The organism is Microbulbifer sp. TB1203, assembly GCF_030997045.1.
Taxonomy (GTDB): Bacteria; Pseudomonadota; Gammaproteobacteria; order Pseudomonadales; family Cellvibrionaceae; genus Microbulbifer.
This window is the reverse complement of sequence record NZ_CP116899.1, coordinates 1988342-2011870: the sequence shown is the minus strand read 5'-3', so window position 1 is coordinate 2011870 and position 23529 is coordinate 1988342. Positions and strand designations below refer to the sequence as shown.

Here is a 23529-nt window from a genome sequence, read left to right as displayed (position 1 = left end):
AAATCTGCGCCTGACCAGATGGTCGATCCCGTATCAGGGAGCGGCTCAAGCCGTGGTATCATAGGCGCGTTTTTTATTTTGGATCGGGCGCAATGGGGCGTCCAAAGGAGAGATTATGTCCTGGTTGGGCGCGGGAATCGGGGCCGGTATCGGTTTGATGTTCGGCGGTCCTATCGGTGCGGCGCTGGGTGCCTGGATCGGCAGTTCTTTCGGTTCCGGCCTGCAGCGCGCCGCCGGCGGCGCGGGCTCCCTGAACAGGGAAGGGGCGCAGGCCGTCTTTATCGTCACCCTGTTTTCCATGCTGGCGAAGATCGCCAAGGCAGATGGCCAGGTGTCCAAGGCGGAAGTCCGCCTGGTCGACGATTTTATTCAGAACAACCTGCGCCTGAGTGTGGAGGACCGCAAGCACGCCATCCAGATTTTCCAGAACGCAAAGAGCGACACCTACAGCATCTACGATTACGCCGAGCAGTACCGGCAGTTGGTGCACAACCAGGCGATGCGGGAAATGGTGTACCGCCTGCTATTTGCCGTGGCCTATGCGGATGGTGAGCTGCACGCGGCGGAAGAGGAGATCCTGCGGCGTATTCCCTCCCACCTGGGATTACACGAGTCCATCTTCAACGCCATGCACGGGGAATTCGGCCGGAGTGCGCAGTATTCGACGGCCTCACTGCAGCAGCACTACGACATCCTGGAGTGCCGCCCGGATGCCAGCGATCGGGAGTTGAAACTGGCTTATCGACGCAAGGCGGCGGAATTCCATCCAGACAAAATCGCCGCCAAGGGATTGCCCGAAGAGTTTATGCGCTACGCGGAAGATCAGATGAAAAGTATCACCGTCGCTTACGACACCATTGTCGCCGCGCGCAAGCGGGAAATAGCGTAACCGGAATAATAAGGAGGTAAGACATGAGCCTGGCAAAGCAGATAGAAGAGAAACTGAGAGCGGCCTTTGCGCCACAGCATATCGAAGTGCAGTGCGAGAGCCATTTACACAATGTGCCCGCCGGTGCAGAGATGCATTTTCGCGTGGTGCTGGTGAGCGACGCTTTTGTCTCGCTGCGCAAGGTGCAGCGGCACCAGCGGGTTTACGCTGTGCTGGCGGATGAAATGGCGGGGCCGGTACACGCGCTGGCGCTGCATACCTTTAGTCCGGAGGAGTGGGCCGGGCAGGCACCGCAGAGCCCGGAGTGCCTGGGGGGCGGAAAAAAGCAGGGCTAAAACGACGTTCCTGTTGTCGCACCTTTCCTTTAAAAAGAATATTTTCCGGACAAAAGGCAGGCGGTTTGGCGCTCGCTTCTTTATTTCTCATCTTATTTCGCGCCTGCCGAAGCGTTGAATCCCTCTTCTTCCGCTAAATTAAGTGCCAAAAAATAATTGGGCTGCCAAGTCTATATAAAAGTTCCAAATTCCGGGCGCTTTTTCGGGTGTTTTTTCTCCAGTGGTTCTTTTTCGCGTCTAGACTGACAAGTGATTGGGTTGATTGCTGTTCAATTTGCCGAAAATTGACGGAGCTATCAACATGAAAATGACGCGCATTCTGACCCCCTTGGCATTCGCCGTTGCTTCAACTGCGGCATCGGCGGGAGACTCCGGATACGTTCCGGCGCCTGCTGCTGCACCGGCACCGGTTTATGAAGCTGGCTCGGCGGTAGTTCGTATCGGTGCTTCCCATGTGAACCCCGACGAGGATTCAGATGAACTGAATTTCGCCGGCGTGTTCCTGCCAGACTTCGAAGGCAGCGACTACAGTATCGACAGCGACACCACCTGGAACTTCTCCGCCGCCTATTTTCTGGTGGACCATTTCGCGGTGGAGTTTGTCTATGTCGGAGAATCGGACCACGACACGGATGTGGACGGATTCCTCGGATTCTTTCCCCCCGAAGATAGGCTGCATCTCGGTGACATCGAGCGCCGTTCTTCCAGCCTTTACCTGAACTGGTTTCCGGTTTGCAAGGAGTCGTGGGTGCAGCCGTATGTCGGAGCCGGCATTGGCTACACGGATTTTGACGACAACAACGCGGGTACTGTGGCAGACGCGTACTTCGCCGACACTTTTGGCGCTGTCGGCCCTGCCACGCTCGAAGTGAAGGACGACTGGGGCTGGACTGGCCAGGTTGGCGTGGACGTGATGCTGGGACGCGACAGCAACTGGCTGGTTAACGCCGCAGTGCAATATATGGATGTCGACACTTCCACCCGGCTGAAATTTCCGGTGCCGGGCGCCATCGCAGGATTGCGCGCCGGTTTGGATTTCGATCCCTGGATTTATAACCTGGGTATCGGCTATAAGTTCTGATGACAGACGAAGAAGGGCGCTTTGGCGCCCTTTTTTAAATCAGTAACCCTGTCTTTACATTTTTTTTAGTTATTTTTTTCTACAAACAGGAAAACCCGGTCTAGACTAAAAATTAATCGGATGAGTTGCTCTTCGATTTACCGGATGTTCTAAATGGAGTTTTCATCTATGAAAATGATGCGCATTCTGCCTCCCTTGGCATTGACAGTTTTTTCCGCAGCAGCAGCAGCCGGACCTGCCGGATATGCTCCGCCTCCTGTACCGGACAAGATCTACGGTGCTGGAACGGTTGTGGGCCGTCTCGGCATTTCCTATATACACCCGGCGAGCGATGAGGTGACGTTCGCCAATGAATTATTTTTCGAGCCTGTCTTCGTCGATGCTTTCCGGGCGGACGTGGATCCGGACGGCGAGTGGGGCTGGAACGTCAGTGGCATGTGGTTCCCTATCGATCACTTTGCCCTGGAACTGAGCTTCGTCTACGGTAATGAGCACGATGGAGGAGATGACCACGGTTTCGTTGACATCGGTGGTTTTATCCCTGTCAATGGTTTCATCCCCGTGGACGGTTTCCGCAGAGACCGTGATGATCTTGGCGAGTTCGAATCGCGGAAGAGCCAGGCGATGATCAACTGGTATCCTCTCGATCCCACGTGCATGTTCCAGCCCTATATCGGTGTCGGTATCAACTATACCGATTTCCACGACGAAGATTTCACTCTCTTCAGAAGGGACAACCAGCCTTTCCAGGACGTCATTCTGGACGGTCAACTGGACATGGGGCACTCCTGGGGCTATGCGTGGCAGATAGGTGCAGACTGGGTCTTCGGCCGGGACAGCGCCTGGCTGGTTAACGCCGCCGCGGTCTGGGTGGATTCGGAAACCGAATTTGGCTTTGATATCTTTGCGGTAGATGGCTTTGTGGATGATGACGATGACTTCTTCGTTGAGGAGGTGATCTCATCCTATTCCGGCGACTACCGTTACAATCCCTGGACTTTCAACCTGTCAGTCGGTTACAAGTTCAGTTTCTAACTCATCGGAGTTTCTTCGAATGATGGGAAGGGCGCTTCGGCGCCCTTTTTTTGTATTACTTATCCGGCTTCCGTAGGGCCCGTCTTCCAGACTGGAATAGTCCGGCTAGTTATACCTTTATTTGCGCCGATTTTCTCGTTTCCCGGGAAACGCAGTTCTTTGCTGTCTAGACTGGACGCTGAGGGAATGGATTGCGCTTGGATCTCAAGCGCGGAATGGAGTTGCCAATGAAAATTATCCGTGCCACTCATACGCTGGCCTTCGCGGTTCTTGCCTTGGCTGGCGCGCCGCAGGTAATGGCGAATTCGGGCTATACCGTCGATACTTTTCTTGTCCGTATCGGGGTCTCCTACGTAGATCCCGATGAAGACAATACCAATTTTGTATTCGACGGTCTTTTCACGCCGGACTTCTTCGGCGCCGAACTGGATATCGAGGAGGAGTGGGGCGGAAATATATCCGCTGTCTGGCTGCCAGTGGAACATTGGGGGCTGGAGTTGATGTTGACCGCCGGGGTAAACCACGATGCCGATCTCCGTCATTTCAGGAGCCTGCTACCGGTTACTGATCGGATTCACCTGGGCAGCTTCGATGTGCAGATGTCTGATTTGTTTCTCAATTGGTATTTCCTGGATCCCAGCTGCCTGGGGCAGCCGTACCTGGGCATCGGAGTCAACTATACCGATTTTCACGATGAAGACCTCAGCAGTGTCGTCAGCCAGTACCTGATCGATAATCATAGTGCCATCGACTTCGGTTCGCTGGGAATGGGGTATTCCTGGGGTGTTGCAGCCCAGGCGGGCATCGACTTTATGTTCGGCCGGGACAGCCAGTGGCTGGGTAATGCTTCGATTATTTACCGCGATGTGGACGTGGACCAGATTACCATATCTTTTCCTGTCCCTGATGGTGGGAATCGGCTGATTGCCGATTTCGATTACGATCCCTGGACCCTGAATCTGGGGGTGGGTTACAAGTTCTGAAGTTCCCACCCCCGACGGAAATCATCCTGTAGGAGCGGCGACCGTCAGGGACGGCGGAAATGCAGATTTTGCAGGAGCAAAAATCTGTCCATGGGCCGCTCCTGCAGGGACTCAGGGCTCCGCGGGGTTGCCGAATACCGGCATTCCATCATCCGACCAGCCAAACGCCTTGATATAGGTGTGGCGGTTGGGGTCCCACAACGGATCTCCTTCGATCTTTGTGTAGGTGCGCGCGTGGTAGACCAAGATGTCCCGTTCGCCGTCCTCGGAGACGGTAAAGCTGTTGTGTCCCGGCCCGTAGATGCCCCGTTGGTGACAGCTCTGGAACACCGGTTGTGGTGACTTGTGCCAGCTGGCCGGGTCCAGCAGGTCTGCGTCCTCGTCGGCGTAGAGCAGTCCCATACAGTAGTTGTGGTCGGTGGCACTGGCGGAATAGCTGATAAACACCCGGCCGTGGCGCGCGATCACCGCGGGCCCCTCGTTTACCGCAAAACCCACGGTCTCCCAATCGAACTCCGGTATGCTGAGCCGGATCGGCTTGCCGACGATACTGGTGGGGGAGTCCATTGGCGCTATATACAAGTTCGAATTCCCGGGGATTCCGGGCTCCTTTTGCGCCCATAGATAGTAGCGCTCGCCCCTGTGGGCAAAACTTGTGGCGTCGAGGCAGAAGGCGTCGATGCCGCTATCCACCTGTGCCAGCTGCCAGTTCCCTTCCTGCGGATTGTCTGCGGTGGTGGTCAGTGCGTACATGCGGTGCTGGAAGAGGTTGTCGAGAATCTCCCGCGACGGCGCCGCGGCGAAATAAATACACCAGGTGCCGTCTATAAAGTGGATCTCCGGTGCCCAGATAAGGTCGGAGTAGGGGCCGGTTTCCGGCTTGCGCCACACAGTGATCCCGGGAGCTTCCGCGAGTCCGGCCAGTGTCTGTGAGCGGCGCAGCTCCAGGCGGTCATACTCCGGTACCGAGGCGATAAAGTAGTAATAGCCGTCGTGGTGTTTATAAATATAGGGGTCTGCACGCTGTTCGATCAGCGGTTCTATCAGGGGGGCGGATTCCGTCACGATTAACTCCAACAATTACTTCGGTGTAACAGGTTTCTGGCTGGTTGCCTGTGGGTTCCTATCGGGTCCCACAGGAAAACCGCCAATGGCCAGGCGTATTCGTATCAAGGCGCTGAGGGCTTCAGTTCAGTTGCAGAAACTTCGCTGTCGCTGTCCGGGCTGATTTCTCCACGCTTCAGGCGCTGGTAGTAGTCGTTGGTAATAACGTATTTGCGCATCAGCAGTCCCATCAGAAAATGAAAAAATCCGGGGATGATGGTCAACATCAGCGCAATTCCCATCAGCGAAAAATCACTCTGCGGCTGGTCGGGCACATAGTCGAAGAATGCCAGCAGTGAGCCCACCATGGCGCCCGCAACCCCCATGCCCGCTTTCTGGAAGAAGGAGATACCGCCGAACGCCAGGCCGGAGACCCGTTTGCCGGTTTTCACTTCGCCGTAGTCCACCGCTTCGGCGATGGCCGACCAGAATATCGGGGCGTGCAGGTCGACCACGAACGAGAGCACGAAATAGAATACGAAGGCCAGCACCAGATCGCCGGGCCCCACGGCAAAATACATCGCCAGGCTGATAGCGCCAACCAGCAGCTGACTGCGGCTGAACAACTTCACCTTGCAATAACGCTTGGTGATCCAGGTGGAAGCCACCATGGCCAGGATCGCCGCCACCACGCCGGTTGCGAGAAACAGTGACAGAGTCTGCGCATCCCCGCCCAGGTAGTACTTGGCGTAATAGGCAGCGACGGAGCCGCGCACCACATAGCCAACGGTGCCCACCAGGCAAACCCCGGTGAGGATCAGCCACTGATCATTGCGCAGCAGCGTCCTGGCCTGGACCAGCAAGGGGGTCTGTTCCGGCTGGTAGTGGACCCGCTCGGTGGTGGTGAAAAAGCAGAAGATAAACAGCGCGGTGGCAAGCGAGGCCATCAGCCCCATGGACACCTGGTAACCCAGGGCCAGCCTGTCCTCACCCCAGGAGGCCGCGAGCATCGGCACTACGATGGTGACCAGGAAGGCGGCGATTTTGGCGAAGAACAGCCGGTAGCCGTTGGCGGAGAGGCGCTCTTTGGGGTCGTCGGTCAGCACGCCGATAATGGAAATGTAGGGAATGGTGACCGCGGTGAACATCATTGTCACCAGGATATAGGTGGCGTAGGCCCATACCAGCTTGCCGTTGTAGTCCAGATCCGGCGTGCTGAAGGTCAGGAACACTGAGATGCCAAAGGGCACAGCCAGGAACAGGAAGTAGGGCCGGTAGCGCCCCCAGCGGGTAGTGTAGCGGTCGGTGATGGTTCCCATCAGCGGGTCGGTAACGGCATCGATCAGCCGCACCACCAGGAACAACAGGGCCATATCTGCCGGCTTCAGGCCGTAAATGTCGGTATAGAAGAAGGAGATGATCAGCATCATCGATGAGATGACCACATTCACGGCCATATCCCCGGCGCCGAAGCCGATCTTCTCGAGTACGGAGAGCCTATTGGACTGCATATTTATTCTCCCATCGCTGCAGGGGGACTGCGCGTTCTTATAATATTTGCAGTTATATATATTATTGTAGTATTAATGTCAAAAGTATACTGTGGGTGAAAGGGCGATCCGCAACGGGACTGCGATAAACTGTTAGGATGCATTAACCCCCGGTTTTTACCAGCCTCCTTCGGCAACTCGTCAAAAGGTCATAAGGTGGGCTCAAATAGGGTACTATTGCGACGATTGAGTCGAAGGAAACGAACATGGCGATACAAGCGAGAGACAAGCGGCCGCGGAGTGTGCACGCTTGGGTGGCTTACGAGTTGGGTACACGGATAGTCAGCGGCGTCTATGCTCCGGGCGAGTATATTCCCAATGAGGCCACCATTGGTGAAGAACTGAAGGTCTCCCGGACGGCACTGCGGGAGGCGTTCAAGCTGCTCACCGCTAAGGGGCTGCTGGAGTCGCGTCCCAAACTGGGTACGCGGGTGCGCCCGAAAGAGTCCTGGAACATGTTCGATTCCGATGTGCTCAAGTGGTGTTTTGAATCCCAGCCCTCGCCGGAATTTCTGCGTGCCCTGTTTGAGGTGCGTGAGGTCATTGAGCCCAGTGCCGCCGCCATTGCGGCGCAGCGGGCGAGCGAAGAGCAGATAGCTGCGATCGAAAAGGCCTACAATGCCATGACGGAGGCGGAAACCGAGACCGAAGATCACATCCTTGCGGATATTGATTTCCATATGGCCATCCTGCGGGCCACCAATAATGAATTTATGGTTTCCCTCGGCGAGTCCATCAAAACCGCGCTCACCGGCCTGTTCCGTATCAGCAGTTCACAGGAGTCGGAGTATGTCGGCTCGCTGCCCGGGCACAAAGCGGTCTATCTTGGTATCCGCGACCGCGACCCGGAGCGGGCCCGGTTTGAGATGAAGTCCCTGCTGTCCAAGTCTGTGCGCGGCGCCCTTGAGAGCCTGGGGCAGGAAAGCCAGAATATGGATGTTGCGGTATAGATTTACCCATCCCTTCGCATTTCCCCACCGTTGTATTGTAGGAGCGGCGGGGCGGCCATCCGCCCATGGCCGCGATCGATCTGGACTACGAAGTGACCTCGATCGCGGCCATGGGCCGCTCCTACAGTTCCCGCTACAACGGTTTCACCTCGGGAATTTTTCTCTCGTCCACCACCAACTGGTTGCGCAGCGGTCGGCCAAAAACCTCGGCTTCAATTTCGAAGCGGTCGCCTGAGCGGGGCTGGATACCATCGCCGAAACTCAGGGTGGCGGTGCCGAAAAAGTGCACGTGCACTTGGCCCGGGCGGCAGAAGCCGGCGTACTTGAAGTGGTGCGTCTCCAGGTTGGCGATGGTGTGCGACATGTTGTCCTCACCGCTCAGGAAGGCTTTCTCCCAGAGGACTTCGCCATCGCGCACAATCCGCGAGACACCTTCTATATTCCCGGGCAACTCGCCAAGCAGCAGTTCGGGGCCAATGGCGCAAGGGCGCAGCTTGGAGTGGGCCAGATAGAGGTAATTCTGCCGCTCAGTGACATGGTCGGAGAGTTCGTTGCCCAGGGCGAAGCCGATGCGGTGCGGTACCCCCTCGCTGTCGTTGAGGTAAATTCCGGCGATTTCCGGTTCCTCTCCCGCGTCCAGGGCGAAGGACGGGCTCACCAGGTCCGCTTCCGGAGCGGCGATAATGCTGCCGTCGCCCTTGTAGAACCACTCCGGCTGTACGCCGATTTCCCCCGCTGCGGGTTTGCCGCCCTCGACACCCATGCGGAACATTTTCATGGTATCGGTGAGGGATTCCTCGGTACCTTTCTGGTTTTGCGCATGCATGGCGGCGCGGGTGTCGGCACTGCCCAGGTGGGTCAGCCCGGTGCCGGCCACCAGCAGGTGGGCGGGGTCCTGATGGTCAATGGGTGCCAGCAGGCGGCCCTCTTCGATAATGCGCTGGTAGTCGAGGCGGGTGTCGGAGAGTTGCTCGCGTGCACGGTTCTCCAAAGTTGTCCCTGCCTCCAGGGTCTGCTGTGCCAACTGGTAGATGCTGTCGGCCCCGTTCAACTGGTAGATAGTGTCGGCGCTCTCGACGACACCCACTGCCCGCCGGCCGTCTTCAGTCAAAAACTGGATCAGTCTCATCTCTCTCCCTTCCTGCCTCTTGCTGTTTTTTGATGGTCTCGCACTAGCGAATTCTTATATCATACTATATGATATATTTCAATTAACCCGATCCCAGCCCCGCTCGCCCGGGATGGTCACGGTGAATACTTGTTTCGCAAAATATTAAGTCATACAATAATATCATTAAGAGCGAGTTGAGGCTAAGTTATGGCCAGTGATGATAAGAAAAAGACAGTGTTGCGGTCGGCCAGTTGGTTCGGAACGCGGGACAAAAACGGGTTCATGTACCGCAGCTGGATGAAGAACCAGGGCATTCCGGACCACCATTTCGAGGGTAGGCCGGTAATCGGCATCTGCAATACGTGGTCTGAGCTGACCCCGTGCAACGCGCACTTCCGCAAGGTCGCCGAGCATGTAAAGCGCGGCATCTATGAGGCCGGCGGTGTACCGGTGGAGTTCCCGGTATTTTCCAACGGCGAATCCAACCTGCGGCCCAGCGCCATGCTGACCCGCAATCTGGCGGCGATGGATACCGAAGAGGCCATTCGTGGCAACCCCATCGATGGCGTAGTGCTGCTGGTGGGTTGCGACAAGACCACCCCGGCGCTGCTGATGGGCGCCGCCAGCTGCAACCTGCCCACGATCGTGGTCACCGGTGGGCCCATGCTGAACGGCAAACACAAGGGTAAGGATGTGGGTTCCGGCACCCTGGTGTGGCAGATGCACGAGGAGTACAAGGCCGGCAATATCTCCCTGCACGAATTCCTCAGTGCCGAGGGCAGCATGTCCCGCTCGGCCGGTACCTGCAATACCATGGGCACCGCTTCCACCATGGCCTGTATGGCCGAATCCCTGGGTACCAGCCTGCCGCACAACGCCGCCATTCCGGCGGTGGACTCGCGCCGCTATACCCTGGCGCACCTTTCCGGCATGCGCATCGTGGATATGGTGCACGAGGACCTCACCTTGTCGAAGGTGCTCACCAAGGAGGCCTTCCACAACGCCATCCGCACCAATGCGGCGATCGGCGGTTCCACCAATGCGGTGATTCACCTGAAAGCCATTGCCGGCCGTATCGGCGTCGACCTGGAGCTGGAGGACTGGAAAGAAGGGCGCGGCGTGCCCACCCTGGTCAACCTGCAGCCGTCAGGGAAGTATCTGATGGAGGATTTCTACTACGCCGGCGGCCTACCCGCGGTGCTGAGGCGCCTGGGGGAATCCGGCAACCTGAACCGGGACTCGCTTACCGTAAACGGTAAGACCATCTGGGAGAATGTTGTCGATGCTCCCTGCTACAACGAGGATGTAATTCGCCCGCTGGACAATCCGCTGGTGGAAAATGGCGGTATCTGTATTCTCAAGGGCAATCTGGCCCCCCGCGGTGCGGTGCTCAAGCCTTCCGCCGCGACCCCTAAGCTGATGAATCACCGCGGCCGCGCCGTGGTATTCGAGAACTTCGACCACTACAAGCAGCGTATCGTCGACCCGGACCTGGATATCGACGAGAACTGTGTGATGGTGCTGAAAAACTGTGGTCCAAAAGGCTATCCGGGCATGGCCGAGGTGGGCAATATGGGCCTGCCGCCGAAATTGCTGAAGCGCGGTATCAAAGATATGGTTCGCATATCCGATGCGCGCATGAGCGGGACTGCTTTCGGCACCGTAGTTCTGCATGTGGCCCCGGAAGCGATGGAACTGGGCCCCCTGGCGGCGGTGCGCGATGGCGATATGATCCACCTGGATGCGGAGAGCGGTCGCCTGCACCTGGAGGTCTCCGACGAGGAACTGGCTGAACGCCTGGAGACTCTGAAATCCCAGCAGGTCATCGCCTCCACCGGCGGCTACCTGGAGATCTATCGGGAGCGTGTGCTGCAGGCAGACGAGGGCTGTGATTTCGATTTCCTCGTAGGTTGCCGCGGCGCCGAGGTGCCGTCTCACTCCCACTGAGCCGGCCCGATCCACCCTGTAGGAGCCGACTTACAGAGAAGGCTGCAAAGCCGGCTCTTGTTCGTCAGTAAGCGGGCTCCTACGGTGTGAGTGCCATGACCGACAGACACAGATGACAAAAGCGAACGAACAATGACGCTAACCAACCAATATCCCAGCCTGAAAGGCAAAACCGTATTTATCTCCGGCGGCGGTTCCGGTATCGGCGCCAGCCTGGTGGAATCGTTCTTTCGCCAGGGCTCCAAAGTGGCATTCGTGGACATCCAGGAGGATACGTCTCTGGCGCTGGTGGAGCGGCTGCGCCAGGAGCCGGGCGCAGCGGGCAGCGTGCATTTCTATCCCTGCGACCTGCTCGATATCGAAAAGCTGCAGAACACCATCGAGCGCGCGGCCGGTGAACTCGGCCCTATTTCCGTCCTGATCAACAACGCCGCCAACGACAACCGCCACGACTTCCGCCAAGTGACGCCGGAACAGTGGGACCAATGCACGGCGGTCAACCTGCGCCACCAGTTTTTTGCCGCACAGGCAGTCTACCCGCAGATGAAGCAGCTCGGCGGTGGCTCCATCGTCAATTTCGGTTCCATGAGCTGGCACGCGGGGCAGGGCGGCATGCCCGGCTACACCAGCTCCAAAGCCGCGATCGAGGGCCTGACCCGCGGCCTGGCCCGGGACATGGGGCCGGACAAAATCCGCGTCAACACCCTGGTGCCCGGTTGGGTGATGACGGAAAAGCAATTGCGCGAGCGGGTGGACGAGAACACGGCGGTGGAGATCGACCGCAACCAGAGTCTCAAGGAACGCTTGATACCTGAGAACATCAGTGCAATGGTGCTGTTCCTGGCTTCCGACGACAGCTGTATGTGTACTGCACAAAACTTTATAGTCGACGGCGGCTGGATCTAAGCAGAGGAGAATCAAAAATGTCGATTACTGGTAAACAACTGATCGCCGGCGAGTGGAAAGCCGGCAACGCGGACGGCTTCCGTGCCGTGAACCCCGCCACCGGGGAGAATCTGGAGCCGGAATTCATCGGCGCCGATGAACAGCAGGTGGCCGAGGCCGTAGCCGCAGCCAGTGCCTGCGCCGCGGAGTTTGCCAATACTGCGCCCTCGGTACGGGCGGAGTTTCTCAACCGTTGCGCCGAAGAAATTATGGCCCTGGGCGACGAACTGCTGGACCGGGTCACCGCCGAAACCGGCTACCCGCGTGCGCGGGCAGAGGGCGAGCGGGGCAGAACCTGTGGCCAGCTGAAGCTCTTCGCCGAGTGGATCGTCTCCGGTGAATATCTCGACGCGCGTATCGATACCGCATTGCCTGACCGCCAGCCGCTGCCGCGCCCGGATCTGCGCAGTTTCAACCAGGCGTTGGGCCCGGTGGCGGTATTCGGCGCGAGCAACTTCCCGCTGGCGTTTTCCGTGGCCGGCGGCGACACCGCCTCGGCCTTTGCCGCCGGATGCCCGGTGGTTGTGAAGGGACACAATTCCCACCCGGGGACCAGCGAACTGGTGGCCCGGGCAGTCGGCCGGGCGGTGGAGAAATCCGGCCTGCCGGGCGGCGTCTTCTCGCTGATCCTGGGTGCAGGCAGCCGCGTGGGCGCCGAGCTGGTGAAGGCGCCGGGCATCAAGGCGGTGGGCTTTACCGGATCCTTCACCGGCGGCACCGCGCTCTTTAAACTGGCCAATGAACGGCCGGAGCCGATTCCGGTGTTCGCGGAAATGGGCAGCGTAAACCCGGTGGTGCTGCTGCCGCAGGCGCTGGAGAATTCTGCGGAGACCATCGCCGAAGGTTTTATCACTTCGCTGAATATGGGCACCGGCCAGTTCTGCGTCAATCCGGGGCTGGTACTGTCAGTCGAAGGGGAAGGCCTGGACCGCTTTACCGCGGCGGCGGGGGAAGCCCTGTCAAAGGTCGGCGCCGGGGTAATGCTGAACAAGAATACCCTCAGCGGCTACCGCAGCGGCGTGGGCCATCTGCGCGACCAGGCGGGTGTGGAGCAACTGGCGGCGGGTGAAAGTGCCGGCGAAGACGGCGGCTTCACCTGCCAGGCCGGCCTGTTCACCGTCAGCGGAGCGGAATTCCTCGCCAACCCCGCACTGCAGGAAGAGGTTTTCGGACCGGTATCCCTGGTTGTGAAGTGCCGCGATCGCGAGGAGCTGCTGGCGGTTGTAGGGTCCCTGAAGGGCCAGCTCACCGGCACTCTCCAGTGCGCCGAGGGCGAACTCGACAGCTACGGTGACCTGGTGCAACAGCTGCGCCAGCGGGTGGGAAGAATAGTGGTCAACGGTTTCCCCACCGGCGTGGAAGTGTGCCATGCGATGATGCACGGCGGCCCCTTCCCGGCGGCGACAGACAGCCGTTTCACCTCGGTGGGCACCATGGCCATAGCGCGCTTCGTACGCCCGATCTGTTTCCAGAACTACCCGGAAAACCTGCTCCCGGATGCGCTGAAAAACAGCAATCCCCTGGGAATTTCCCGGCTGGTCAACGGCAGGAAAACCAGCGATGGCATCGGTTGAGACTTCCCTGGATTCCACCGTTGCCCGGTCGCAGCTTGCGCTGGAAGGGCTGGAGGAGCCGCTACAGGTTTTTACCCTGGGCAACCGGCGCGGCACCCAGGTGCAGCTTGCTGACCTGGGCGCGAGCCTGCTATCGGTACACACCGCGGATCGCAATGGCCGCCGCGGCAATATCCTGCTGACTTACGGCGACCCGAGCCATTGGTTGGACAACAGCTGGTTTCTCGGTGTCACCGTGGGCCGGGTGGCCAACCGGATCGGCAGGGCGCGCTTCCCCCTCGGCGAGGGGGAGGTGCAGCTGCCGGTCAACGATGGCGAAAACCATCTGCACGGCGGCCCCCAAGGCCTGGGCACCCGGCGCTGGTCTGCCAGCCCGGGGCCCGGTGCCGCGGTGACCTTCCGCTGCGAGAGTGCGGACGGCGACGGCGGCTACCCGGGCCGGGTGGAAGCCGAGCTGACCTACCGGTTGAGTGAAGAGGACGAACTGACTCTCGAATACCGGGCCCGCAGTGACTGCCGTACACCGATAAGTCTTACCAACCACGCCTACTGGAACCTGGCGGCGGGGGGCAGCATTCTCGATCACGAGTTGCAGATAAACGCGGCGCAATACCTGGAACTGGACAGCGGGCTGGTTCCCACCGGCCAACTGCTGAACGTGGACAGCACGGCGCTGGATTTCCGTCGGCCCAAACCGATCGGCCGGGACATCGACCGGCAGCCCGGTGGCTACGACAACTATTGGGTGGTGGAGCGGACAGGTGACAAAGCGCTGAAGTCCATCGCATCCCTGTGGGACCCGCTTTCCGGACGGCGCCTGGAGGTGATTTCCAGCGAGCCGGGAGTGCAGTTCTACAGCGGTAACTTCCTCGACGGCACCCGCAACCGCGAGGACGGCTCACCCATGGCGCACCGCAGCGGGCTCTGCCTGGAAACCCACGGGTTTCCGGATGCGCCCAACCATAGCGAATTTCCTTCCGTAATGCTGGAGGCGGGAGAAGAATACAGGCAAACGACCATTTATAGATTTTCTGCAAAGTAACAGAAGATTTAGTGCCGTAGGGTGCGCCGTGCGCACCGCCATAAGCTGGCGCGAGCTTCAGATCTTTTGGTGCGCACGGCGCACCCTGCGATTACTGCCGCGCCCAAAAAATAAATATAAACGAACGAACCTTGCGATGAGGAGGTTTCCATGAAAGTCATCCAATCACTAACCGCTGGCTTGGCCCTGTTGTTCTGCCTGGTGCAAAGCGCCGCTGCCATTACCGTGGGTTTCTCCCAGGTGGGTTCCGAGAGCGGCTGGCGCACCAGCTTCAGCGAATCCGTCAAGGCCGAGGCCAAGCGCCGCGGTATCGAGCTGAAATTTTCCGACGCCCAGCAAAAACAGGAAAACCAGATCAAGGCGGTACGCAGCTTTATCGCCCAGGGTGTGGACGCCATCATGATTGCACCGGTGGTGGAAACCGGCTGGAAGCCGGTGCTGCGCGAAGCCAAACGGGCGCGCATCCCGGTGGTGATCCTCGATCGCAATGTCGATGTCAAGAATGCCTCCCTTTTCCTCACCCGCATCGCTTCCGACTTTGTCGAGGAGGGGCGCCGCGCGGCCAACTGGTTGATGGAGGAGACCGGTGGCAACTGCAATATTCTGGAACTGCAGGGCACCGTGGGGGCCACCGCGGCCATCGACCGCATGAAGGGTTTCAACGAGGTCATCGCCAAGTACCCCAACGCTAAAATCGTGCGCAGCCAGACCGGCGAATTCACTCGCACCAAGGGCAAGGAAGTGATGGAGGCCATGCTCAAGGCGGAGAACAGCGGCAAGGACATCTGTGCACTCTGGGCGCACAACGACGAGATGGCCCTGGGCGGCATCCAGGCGATCAAGGAAGCTGGCCTGAAGCCCGGCGTGGATATGCTGGTGGTATCCGTCGACGGCGTGCCGGACTATTTCAAGGCCATGGCCGACGGCGATGCCAACGCCACCGTGGAGCTCAACCCGCATCTGGGTGCGCCGGCGTTCGACGTCATCGAGCGCTACCTGAATGGCGATCGCAAGATCGACAAGCTGATCACCACCACCGGCGATCTCTTCACGCAGGAGACTGCGGCCGAGGAGTACAAGAAACGCGCGGCCAAGTAATTAGTGGCGGTAACCATGACACTGTTAAGTCTCAGTAAAGTCGAAAAGCGCTACCCGGGTGTGAAAGCGCTGGACGGTGTCGACTTCCATTTGCGCGCGGGAGAAATCCACGCGCTGCTCGGTGAGAACGGTGCCGGCAAATCCACCCTGGTGAAGGTGATGACCGGCGCCCTGGAGGGCGACGGCGGCTCCATGACCTACCTGGGCGAGCCCCTGCGGCTGAAGAGCACCGCCCAGGCCCAGGCACGGGGAATCAGCACCGTCTATCAGGAGGTCAACCTGCTGCCCAATCTCAGCGTGGCGCAGAACATTTACCTGGGGCGCGAGCCGAAGAAATTCGGCCTGATCGACTGGAAGCGTATCCACCGCCAGTCCGCGGAACTGCTGAAGCGTTTCGCGCTGGATATCGATGTCTCCCGGCCGCTGTCGAGCTATTCGGTGGCGGTACAACAGCTGGTGGCCATTGCCCGCGGCGTGGATATGTCAGCCAAAGTGCTGGTGCTCGACGAGCCCACCGCCAGCCTGGATGCCGGCGAGGTGCAGCAGCTGTTCGGGGTGATGCGTGAGCTGAAGGCCAAGGGCATCGGTATCGTATTTATCACCCACTTTCTCGACCAGGTGTACAGCGTTTGCGACCGTATTACGGTGCTGCGCAACGGCACGCTTGTCGGCGAATTCGAAACCGCCAGTCTGTCGCGGGAAGAGCTGGTCGCGCATATGCTCGGCAAGGAGTTGCAGCGTGAGGCGCACCGCGGTGAGGCCCGCGAACAGCGGGAGGAAGGCGAGGCGCTGTTGTCCCTGCAGGGTGTCAGTGTGCGCGGTTCCCTGGGGGAAACCGATTTGACGGTGAACCGCGGCGAGGCGGTGGGGCTGGCCGGCTTACTGGGCTCCGGTCGCACCGAAGTTTGCCGCGCCGTATTCGGTGTGGATAAAAAATCCAGCGGATCGATAATTTTCAACGGCCGCGAGCGGAGTTTCAAACAGCCCGCCGACGCCATCGCCGCGGGCCTGGCCCTGTGCCCGGAGGACCGCAAGACCAGTGGTATCGTCGGCCCACTGTCGATCCGCGAGAATATCGCCCTGGCGGTACAGGCGCGGCGCGGCTGGTGGCGCCCAATGGGGCGCGCTGAACAGCAGAAGCTGGCGGAGCGCTTTATTGCGGAGCTTCAGATCGCCACGCCGGATGCGGACAAGCCTATCGAGCAACTGAGTGGCGGCAACCAGCAGAAGGTGATCCTGGCCCGCTGGCTGGCCACTGACCCGCAGTTACTGCTTCTGGATGAGCCGACTCGCGGTGTCGATATCGGCGCGCACGCGGAAATTCTCAAACTGATCAAGAAACTTTGCAGTGAGGGCATGTCACTGCTGGTGACTTCCTCCGAGCTGGAGGAACTGGTGGCCTTTTCCGATCGCGTAGCGGTGATGCGCGATCGTCGCAAGGTGGCGGAGATCAAGGGCGAGGATATTTCCGAAAGTAATATTATGCGGGCCATTGCCGAGGCCTGATCGGCAATCGCATCCAGGGCACCGTCGTCATTCCGGCGAATGCCGGAATCCAGGCTCCACAAAACTGGAACCAGTAACTGTAGAGCGGCCCACGGCCGCGATCGGGGGTGGACAATGCGGAAAATCCAATCGCGGCCATGGGCCGCTCCTACAGGGTGGTTTATTGGATTGCTGCGGAATTAGATAACAACGAGGCGTGATGTGAGTAACCTGCAAACCGCTGCCGTCGAAGAGCAGCCAGTTTCGTCGGCCGGCCCGCGTGGCAAGCTGCCCTCTCTCTCCGGCCGATACCTGTGGCCACTGCTGGGATTGGGTCTGCTGTTGGCCATCAACCTGGTTCTGGCTCCGGAATTTTTTCATATTGAAATCAACGACGGCCGCCTCTACGGCAGCCTGATCGACGTATTAAATCGCAGCGCGCCGGTGGCGCTGCTGGCCATCGGTATGACCCTGGTGATCGCCACCGGCGGTATCGACCTGTCGGTGGGCGCCACCATGGCCATCGCCGGCGCGGTGTGTGCCAGCCTGATAGTCGGCGGTGTGGATAGCGTGTTTCTGGTACTGGCCGCCGGCCTCGGCGCCGGGCTGATTGCCGGAGCGGTGAACGGCAGCCTGGTCAGCTACCTGGGAATTCAGCCGATCGTCGCCACACTGATCCTCATGGTGGCGGGCCGCGGTATCGCCCAGCTGATCAATGCCGGGCAGATCGTTACCTTCCAGCACTCCGGCTTTGCCTTCCTGGGAACCGGCGATTTTCTCGGCGTGCCTTTTCCCATTGTGCTGGTCCTGATTGTCTTCGCCGCGGTGCAGTTGCTGATGCGCAAGACAGCGCTGGGGCTGTTTGTGGAGGCGGTGGGCTGCAATTCGGGTGCCAGCCATTACCTGGGCATCAATGCGCGCGCGGTAAAAATGCTGGTGTACTGTATTGCCGGCCTCTGCGCGGCGCTGGCGGGGATGATCGCAACAGCGGATATCCAGGGTGCCGATGCCAACAATGCCGGCCTGTGGCTGGAGCTGGATGCGATCCTCGCGGTGGTGATCGGCGGCGCCTCGCTGATGGGCGGGCGTTTTTCACTGCTGTTGTCGCTGGTGGGCGTACTGGTGATCCAGTGTTTGAGCACCACCATTATCATGAGCGGGCTGCCGCCGAAATTTAACCTGTTGATCAAAGCCCTGGTGGTGATTTTTGTGTTGCTGTTGCAGTCGCCGCGCTTCCAGGCGCAGATGGCCGCATTGTTGTCGATGATGAAGCTGAAGGGGAGCCGGGCGTGATGCAATCGAAGTACACCACTCTCTATGTAACTGCGGGCCTGTTTGTATTGCTGTTCCTGGCTGGATCGCTGCAGTTTTCCGGCTTCGGCAGTACCCGCGTCTTTGCCAACCTGTTCAGCGACAACGCCTTCCTGGCGATTACCGCCATCGGCATGACCTTTGTGATTATCTCAGGTGGTATCGACCTTTCGGTAGGCGCGGTGATCGCGCTCACTGGGGTGGCCAGCGCCCTGTTGATCGGTGAGTACGGAATGCACCCGTTGCAGGTTTTCCCCCTGGTATTGATCGGCGGCGGCCTGTTCGGCGCGGGCATGGGGGCGCTGATTCACTACTACCGGCTGCAGCCATTTATTGTCACCCTGGCGGGCATGTTCCTGGCACGTGGACTGGCCACCACCCTGAGTGAAGAGTCCATTCCCATCGACCATCCGTTTTACGACGCCGTGGCGGATTTCGGTCTGCTCCTGCCGGGCAACGCCTGGGTGGGAACCTCTACGCTGGTGTTATTGTTGGTGCTGGTCGCCGCGGTATTGCTCGCACATTTCAGCCGGCTGGGAGGGTATATCTACGCCCTCGGTGGCAGTGCGCAATCGGCACAGCTGATGGGCGTGCCGGTGGCGCAAACCACTATCACCATCTATGCCATCAGCGGCTTTCTGTCGGCACTCGGTGGCATTGTTTATACTTTTTACACCTTCTCCGGCTACTCCCTGACCGGGGTAGGCCTGGAGCTGGACGCCATCGCCGCGGTGGTTATCGGCGGCACCCTGCTTACCGGTGGCTCCGGTTACGTGATCGGCACCCTGGTCGGCGTGCTGATCATGGGGGTTATCCAGACCTATATTTCCTTCGATGGCACACTCAATAGCTGGTGGACAAAAATCGTTATCGGCCTGTTGTTGTTCGCCTTTATCGCCATGCAGCGCCTGCTGACCGGCAGTGGAAAAGGAGGGGCAGCCCATGCATGAAGTACAGCTGCTCGATGCGTTCGAAGTGGGGAATACCCTCGGTGAGGGCGTTCAATGGAATGGTCAGGACCAGAGTGTCTGGTGGACGGATATTCAGGAGTGCAGGCTCTACCGCCTGCACTGGCCGAGCCGGGAGTTGGAGGTTTTTGATACGCCGGAGCGGCTCTGCGCCTTCGCATTCACCGACCGGGAGAACTGTATCGTCGCCGCTTTTGAAAGGGGCTTTGCTCTCTACGACTACCGGCGCAGCGAGATCCTTTGGGAGAAAGCACTGCTGCCGCCCGATTCCGGTATGCGCTTTAACGATGGCAAGATAGACCGCCAGGGCCGTTTCTGGGCCGGCACCATGGTCGAAGACGACTCCCCGGATGCAAAGGCGAGCCTGTATCGCCTGGAGGGAGACGGCACTGTGACGCAAATGGCCGGCGATATCCATATTTCCAACGGCAGCTGTTGGAGCCCGGACTCCAGCCACTTTTATTTTGCCGATTCGGTGCGCAGAAGCATCTACCGTTACGATTTCGATGCGCGAAGCGGCGACATCGGCAACCGCCAACTCTTCGCCCGCACCATGGTCAATCGCTATCCCGACGGCGCTACGGTAGATACGGAGGGGTATCTTTGGTCGGCCCAGTGGCGCGGGGCGCGAGTCGAGCGCTATGCGCCCGACGGCAACACGGCGGGCGCAATTCCTATGCCGGTCAGCCAGCCCACCTGTGCGGCTTTCGGCGGCGAGAATATGGATCTGTTGTTTGTCACTTCCGCGCGGGATTCCCTGAGCGAGTGGACGCTGGATCAGGAACCGCAGGCAGGCAGCCTGTTTGTGTTCCGGACACCGTTTCGCGGTCTCCCCGACTGCCGGTTCGACGCGGCATCACTTGTCGGTTAGACCGGCGGTTTATCTCCCACGGTGTGGGCAGGGAAACCTGTCCACTGCCGCTCCCCTCTTGATACCTGTCAATGGTGTCATTCATGACAGCATAACCTTGGACATTTGGGACAGAAGTCTCAAATCTTTTGCTGGCATGGTCCGGATTACTACTCCTCAGCTTTTCAGCAGCATATAATAATACAAATAACTTACGTCCCACCCATCCTTCAAAAATAAAGAAAGGTAAAAGCAATGATGCTGCGCACTTTAATCCGTGTGTTACTTCCCCTTTGCCTGAGTTTCCAGGCAATGGCGCTGGAGCTTACCGGCTTGGATAACTCCCACGATCCCGCGGCCCTGGTCAAAGATGACAGCACCTACTACCACTTCACCACCGGTGACGGTATCTGGTACTCCACTTCCCAGAACCTGGTGGAGTGGACTCCCGGTCCCCAGACAGTGTTTCCTCTCAACAGCTGGCCATCCTGGATCGACAGTGCAGTGCCCGATTTCGACGGCGAATTCTGGGCGCCGGATGTCATTCACATGAACGGCTATTACTATCTCTACTATTCGGTGTCCACATTCGGTTCCTCGCGTTCGGCGATCGGTGTAGTGCGTACGCCGTCGCTGAACAACCCCAACTGGCAGGACCTGGGTATGGTGATCAGCTCCAATGGGGGGATGGACGAGATAAACGCCATCGACCCGGCGCTGTTCCGGAATAACGACGGCAGGGTCTACATGTCCTACGGCTCCTGGCACGGCGGCATCGGGATTATCGAAATCAATCCCTCCACCGGAAAGACCATCGGTGGCGTGACGCACCTCTACGGCGGCGGCCACCAGAGTATCGAGGCACCCTACATCACCAAAAACGGTAACTATTACTACCTCTTCGTAAACCGGGGAGTCTGTTGCGACGGGCTGGACAGCACCTACTACATAGAAGTCGGCCGCTCGACCAGTGTTACCGGGCCTTACAGCGGCTGGCGCACCATATTGCCCAACCATGATGGCAAGTATCACGGGCCAGGGCATATCGGCCTGCTGCAGGAAGGCAGCTGCAGCTACGTGTCCACCCACTACTACGACGCCACTGACGGCGGCGCCGCCAAGCTGGATATCCTCAGCCTGACCTATTCCGCCGACTGGCCGGTCCTGTCCCGGGACTTTACCCCCGGAAATTGCCCTTCAGTCGCCGGCCCGCCCACCGACGGCACCTATATCATCGAGGCGCGGCACAGCGGCAAGGCGCTCGCGGTGGCAAACAACTCCACAGACAACGGCGCCAATGTTGAACAGGGCAGCTATGCCGGCTCCGCGGGCCAGCGCTGGCGGCTGAGCGACCTGGGCAACGGCTACTACAGCCTGATCAATGACCGCAGCGCCAAAAGCCTGGATGTATGGGAGGTCTCCATGGATGCCGGTGCCAATATCGCCCAGTGGGATTATTGGGGTGGTGAAGGCCAGCAGTGGCAGCTGGAAAGAGTCGGCGCCGGCTATTTCCTTATCCGCTCACGCCTGAGCGGCCATGTGCTGGACGTGAGCAGCAAGAGCCAGTCCGAGGGTGCCAATGTTATCCAGTGGTCCGAGACAGGCAGGAGCAACCAGGAGTGGTATTTCCGCAAGCCCTGAATTGAAGTAATGCGTTAAAGAAAAAGGAGAGCAATCGCTATTGGTGGTTGCTCTTTTTATTCACTACTCAGAAGGAAAAATCGTAGGAGCCTGCCTGCAGGCGAAAAAATATTATACCTCTTCTGATCTCTGGCTCAGTCCGTGCCACGTCAACATGACACCCTACCGATTGACAAAACACTCCTTCCATTTGTATCGTAGTACCGTACCTTAAATATAGTATGTGCCAAGGAATTTTTTATGAGGCCTAGGAAGAAAAACAAAAATTTCACGCTGTTGTCTGTCCGGGGAATAATTTTAATAGCGTTTGGGTTATGCGCTGCAGTGGCCAGAGCCTCTGACATTAGCGCAAGTGGCGTGACGCCGAGTTGGGGATGTGATGGTGGCGTGTGCTCTGTTACTGGCCAGGTGACGCTGAGTGGGTCTTGCTGGTCCGTCACCCACCAGTGCACTCTTAGTGCCACTAACGGTGCAACCCTATCCGATACCACCTTCACTGATGGAAGCGGGCAGGCAATACCCTACGAAACTGTTGCCACGGTTAGAACGGGTACCACCAGATTTACTCTGGAGTGGGTGGAATTGCAGTACGAGCAGGGGAGCTATAGATATGTGACCAAGACAGCTAGCGCAACGGTTTCTTTAACGAACCAGGCTCCCACCATTAGCAATATCGCCAATCAAAATATCAACGAAGATGGCACCAAGACAGTTTCTTTCAGTATCTCGGACAGGGAAACACCCGCGGGGCAGCTGAGCCTGTCCAAAAGTTCCAGCAACACCACACTCCTGCCCAGCGGCAACATCACTTTTGGTGGTTCCGGTGGCAGCAGGACTGTTACTCTCAAACCAGCGGCAAACAAGAGTGGTAGCACAACTATTACCATCAGCGTTTCCGATGGCGAAAAAACGGTGCAGGACAGCTTTATCCTGACAGTCAACGCAGTCAACGATACGCCGACCATCAGTAATATCGCCAATCAGGCCATCAATGAAGATGGTTCCAAAACGATCTCTTTCAGCGTGTCTGATGTGGAAACTGCGAACGGCTCCCTCACGCTATCCGCCACCTCCAGCAACACCGCGCTCCTGCCGATCAGCAGAATTACCTTCGGCGGTTCTGGTGGCAGCAGAACGGTAACGCTAAAGCCCGTCGCTAATAAAAGTGGCAGCGCGACTGTCATCATTACCGTTTCTGACGGCAGCAAGAGCGCCAGCGACTCCTTCCTGCTCACGGTTAATCCGGTCAACGACGTTCCGGTTATAGGGGTGATTTCAGATAAGACCACGAACATGAATACCACGGTGGAATTAATCGTTGCCATTTCTGATGTGGAAACCTCGCTCAGTTCCTTGCAGGTATCAGCCAGTTCCAGCAACACAACCCTGCTCCCCAATAATCAGATACAGCTTGCCAGTCACTCCGGTGGCAAACGGATCATACTAACTCCAGTCAGATATAAGTCCGGCAGTGCCACTGTAACTCTTACAGTTAACGACGGCACGGCTAGCGTGAATAAAAGTTTTACCTTAACCATCAAAGAACCTGGTGGCTTAGTGAGTTACCGCTATGATGAGCTGGGGCGCCTGGTTAAGGTTGTCGGCACTGACGGTAAGACAGCCAATTACCAGTATGACAAATCTGACAATAGAACAAACAAAAGTGTGAGCGAATAATCGAAAATAAGGA

20 protein-coding genes are annotated in these 23529 nt (G+C 58.5%); 17 read left to right on the top strand and 3 right to left on the bottom strand.

Annotation, left to right across the window (positions count from 1 at the left end):
• Positions 1-115: 115 nt before the first annotated feature.
• The 5 genes from djlA (at position 116) to PP263_RS08560 (ending at position 4323) form a co-directional block, all read left to right on the top strand.
• Positions 116-889 carry a co-chaperone DjlA gene (gene djlA, locus PP263_RS08580; protein WP_308367987.1) on the top strand — a complete coding sequence of 258 codons (774 nt, stop codon included), beginning with the start codon at positions 116-118 and terminating at the stop codon, positions 887-889.
• Positions 890-912: 23 nt separating this feature from the next.
• Positions 913-1224: a BolA/IbaG family iron-sulfur metabolism protein gene (locus tag PP263_RS08575; protein ID WP_308367986.1), complete on the top strand. Its 312-nt coding sequence runs from the start codon at positions 913-915 to the stop codon at positions 1222-1224.
• A 301-nt stretch (positions 1225-1525) separates the two neighbouring features.
• Positions 1526-2305: an OmpW family outer membrane protein gene (locus tag PP263_RS08570; RefSeq protein WP_308367985.1), complete on the top strand. Its 780-nt coding sequence runs from the start codon at positions 1526-1528 to the stop codon at positions 2303-2305.
• 168 nt (positions 2306-2473) lie between these two features.
• The gene (locus PP263_RS08565) at positions 2474-3340 is read left to right on the top strand and encodes an OmpW family outer membrane protein (RefSeq protein ID WP_308367984.1); all 867 of its coding nucleotides are present in this window, start codon (positions 2474-2476) and stop codon (positions 3338-3340) included.
• A gap of 227 nt (positions 3341-3567) precedes the next feature.
• Entirely contained in the window at positions 3568-4323 is a 756-nt protein-coding gene (locus PP263_RS08560) for an OmpW family outer membrane protein (protein ID WP_308367983.1), read from the top strand.
• Between the two features lie 111 nt (positions 4324-4434).
• Here PP263_RS08560 and PP263_RS08555 read toward each other — a convergent pair whose 3' ends face one another.
• Complete coding sequence (locus PP263_RS08555; RefSeq protein ID WP_308367982.1) at positions 4435-5388, bottom strand: glycoside hydrolase family 43 protein; 954 nt, start codon at positions 5386-5388, stop codon at positions 4435-4437.
• A 104-nt stretch (positions 5389-5492) separates the two neighbouring features.
• Positions 5493-6878, bottom strand: a complete 1386-nt coding sequence (locus tag PP263_RS08550) for an MFS transporter (RefSeq protein ID WP_308367981.1) — start codon at positions 6876-6878, stop codon at positions 5493-5495.
• A 245-nt stretch (positions 6879-7123) separates the two neighbouring features.
• Between PP263_RS08550 and PP263_RS08545 the strand changes: the two genes are divergently transcribed.
• Positions 7124-7867, top strand: coding sequence for a FadR/GntR family transcriptional regulator (locus tag PP263_RS08545; protein WP_308367980.1), 744 nt, complete (start codon positions 7124-7126; stop codon positions 7865-7867).
• Positions 7868-8000: 133 nt separating this feature from the next.
• Here the strand turns inward: PP263_RS08545 and araD1 are convergent, their stop codons facing one another.
• Entirely contained in the window at positions 8001-8996 is a 996-nt protein-coding gene (araD1, locus tag PP263_RS08540) for an AraD1 family protein (RefSeq protein ID WP_308367979.1), read from the bottom strand.
• Positions 8997-9185: 189 nt separating this feature from the next.
• On the opposite strand from araD1, the gene PP263_RS08535 reads away from it, so the two are divergent.
• The 11 genes from PP263_RS08535 (at position 9186) to PP263_RS08485 (ending at position 23516) form a co-directional block, all read left to right on the top strand.
• Positions 9186-10925 (top strand): IlvD/Edd family dehydratase, encoded by a 1740-nt coding sequence (locus PP263_RS08535; protein WP_308367978.1) that lies wholly within the window; start codon positions 9186-9188, stop codon positions 10923-10925.
• 132 nt (positions 10926-11057) lie between these two features.
• Positions 11058-11831 carry an SDR family oxidoreductase gene (locus PP263_RS08530; RefSeq protein ID WP_308367977.1) on the top strand — a complete coding sequence of 258 codons (774 nt, stop codon included), beginning with the start codon at positions 11058-11060 and terminating at the stop codon, positions 11829-11831.
• 17 nt (positions 11832-11848) lie between these two features.
• Positions 11849-13444: an aldehyde dehydrogenase (NADP(+)) gene (locus PP263_RS08525; protein WP_308367976.1), complete on the top strand. Its 1596-nt coding sequence runs from the start codon at positions 11849-11851 to the stop codon at positions 13442-13444.
• Entirely contained in the window at positions 13431-14486 is a 1056-nt protein-coding gene (locus PP263_RS08520) for an aldose epimerase family protein (protein ID WP_308367975.1), read from the top strand. The genes PP263_RS08525 and PP263_RS08520 overlap by 14 nt, the downstream gene beginning before the upstream one ends.
• 150 nt (positions 14487-14636) lie before the next feature.
• Positions 14637-15584: an ABC transporter substrate-binding protein gene (locus tag PP263_RS08515; RefSeq protein WP_308367974.1), complete on the top strand. Its 948-nt coding sequence runs from the start codon at positions 14637-14639 to the stop codon at positions 15582-15584.
• Positions 15585-15599: 15 nt separating this feature from the next.
• On the top strand, positions 15600-17090 hold the full coding sequence (locus PP263_RS08510) for a sugar ABC transporter ATP-binding protein (RefSeq protein ID WP_308367972.1): 1491 nt from the start codon (positions 15600-15602) through the stop codon (positions 17088-17090).
• A gap of 201 nt (positions 17091-17291) precedes the next feature.
• Positions 17292-18362, top strand: a complete 1071-nt coding sequence (locus PP263_RS08505; RefSeq protein ID WP_308367971.1) for an ABC transporter permease — start codon at positions 17292-17294, stop codon at positions 18360-18362.
• A complete protein-coding gene (gene yjfF, locus PP263_RS08500) occupies positions 18362-19330 on the top strand; it encodes a galactofuranose ABC transporter, permease protein YjfF (RefSeq protein ID WP_308368584.1) in 969 nt (322 codons plus the stop codon). Before PP263_RS08505 ends, yjfF begins: the two co-directional genes overlap by 1 nt.
• Entirely contained in the window at positions 19323-20219 is an 897-nt protein-coding gene (locus PP263_RS08495; protein WP_308367970.1) for an SMP-30/gluconolactonase/LRE family protein, read from the top strand. The genes yjfF and PP263_RS08495 overlap by 8 nt, the downstream gene beginning before the upstream one ends.
• A 234-nt stretch (positions 20220-20453) precedes the next feature.
• Positions 20454-21839 carry a family 43 glycosylhydrolase gene (locus tag PP263_RS08490; protein WP_308367969.1) on the top strand — a complete coding sequence of 462 codons (1386 nt, stop codon included), beginning with the start codon at positions 20454-20456 and terminating at the stop codon, positions 21837-21839.
• Between the two features lie 612 nt (positions 21840-22451).
• Positions 22452-23516, top strand: coding sequence for an Ig-like domain-containing protein (locus PP263_RS08485; protein ID WP_308367968.1), 1065 nt, complete (start codon positions 22452-22454; stop codon positions 23514-23516).
• Positions 23517-23529: the final 13 nt, after the last annotated feature.

What these genes read in the sequence shown, in the direction of transcription:
- djlA (WP_308367987.1), top strand. Translation starts at nt 116, where the DNA reads ATGTCCTGGTTGGGCGCGGGAATCGGGGCCGGTATCGGTTTGATGTTC.
- PP263_RS08575 (WP_308367986.1), top strand. Translation starts at nt 913, where the DNA reads ATGAGCCTGGCAAAGCAGATAGAAGAGAAACTGAGAGCGGCCTTTGCG.
- PP263_RS08570 (WP_308367985.1), top strand. Translation starts at nt 1,526, where the DNA reads ATGAAAATGACGCGCATTCTGACCCCCTTGGCATTCGCCGTTGCTTCA.
- PP263_RS08565 (WP_308367984.1), top strand. Translation starts at nt 2,474, where the DNA reads ATGAAAATGATGCGCATTCTGCCTCCCTTGGCATTGACAGTTTTTTCC.
- PP263_RS08560 (WP_308367983.1), top strand. Translation starts at nt 3,568, where the DNA reads ATGAAAATTATCCGTGCCACTCATACGCTGGCCTTCGCGGTTCTTGCC.
- PP263_RS08550 (WP_308367981.1), bottom strand. Translation starts at nt 6,878, where the DNA reads ATGCAGTCCAATAGGCTCTCCGTACTCGAGAAGATCGGCTTCGGCGCC.
- PP263_RS08545 (WP_308367980.1), top strand. Translation starts at nt 7,124, where the DNA reads ATGGCGATACAAGCGAGAGACAAGCGGCCGCGGAGTGTGCACGCTTGG.
- araD1 (WP_308367979.1), bottom strand. Translation starts at nt 8,996, where the DNA reads ATGAGACTGATCCAGTTTTTGACTGAAGACGGCCGGCGGGCAGTGGGT.
- PP263_RS08535 (WP_308367978.1), top strand. Translation starts at nt 9,186, where the DNA reads ATGGCCAGTGATGATAAGAAAAAGACAGTGTTGCGGTCGGCCAGTTGG.
- PP263_RS08530 (WP_308367977.1), top strand. Translation starts at nt 11,058, where the DNA reads ATGACGCTAACCAACCAATATCCCAGCCTGAAAGGCAAAACCGTATTT.
- PP263_RS08525 (WP_308367976.1), top strand. Translation starts at nt 11,849, where the DNA reads ATGTCGATTACTGGTAAACAACTGATCGCCGGCGAGTGGAAAGCCGGC.
- PP263_RS08520 (WP_308367975.1), top strand. Translation starts at nt 13,431, where the DNA reads ATGGCATCGGTTGAGACTTCCCTGGATTCCACCGTTGCCCGGTCGCAG.
- PP263_RS08515 (WP_308367974.1), top strand. Translation starts at nt 14,637, where the DNA reads ATGAAAGTCATCCAATCACTAACCGCTGGCTTGGCCCTGTTGTTCTGC.
- PP263_RS08510 (WP_308367972.1), top strand. Translation starts at nt 15,600, where the DNA reads ATGACACTGTTAAGTCTCAGTAAAGTCGAAAAGCGCTACCCGGGTGTG.
- yjfF (WP_308368584.1), top strand. Translation starts at nt 18,362, where the DNA reads ATGCAATCGAAGTACACCACTCTCTATGTAACTGCGGGCCTGTTTGTA.
- PP263_RS08495 (WP_308367970.1), top strand. Translation starts at nt 19,323, where the DNA reads ATGCATGAAGTACAGCTGCTCGATGCGTTCGAAGTGGGGAATACCCTC.
- PP263_RS08490 (WP_308367969.1), top strand. Translation starts at nt 20,454, where the DNA reads ATGATGCTGCGCACTTTAATCCGTGTGTTACTTCCCCTTTGCCTGAGT.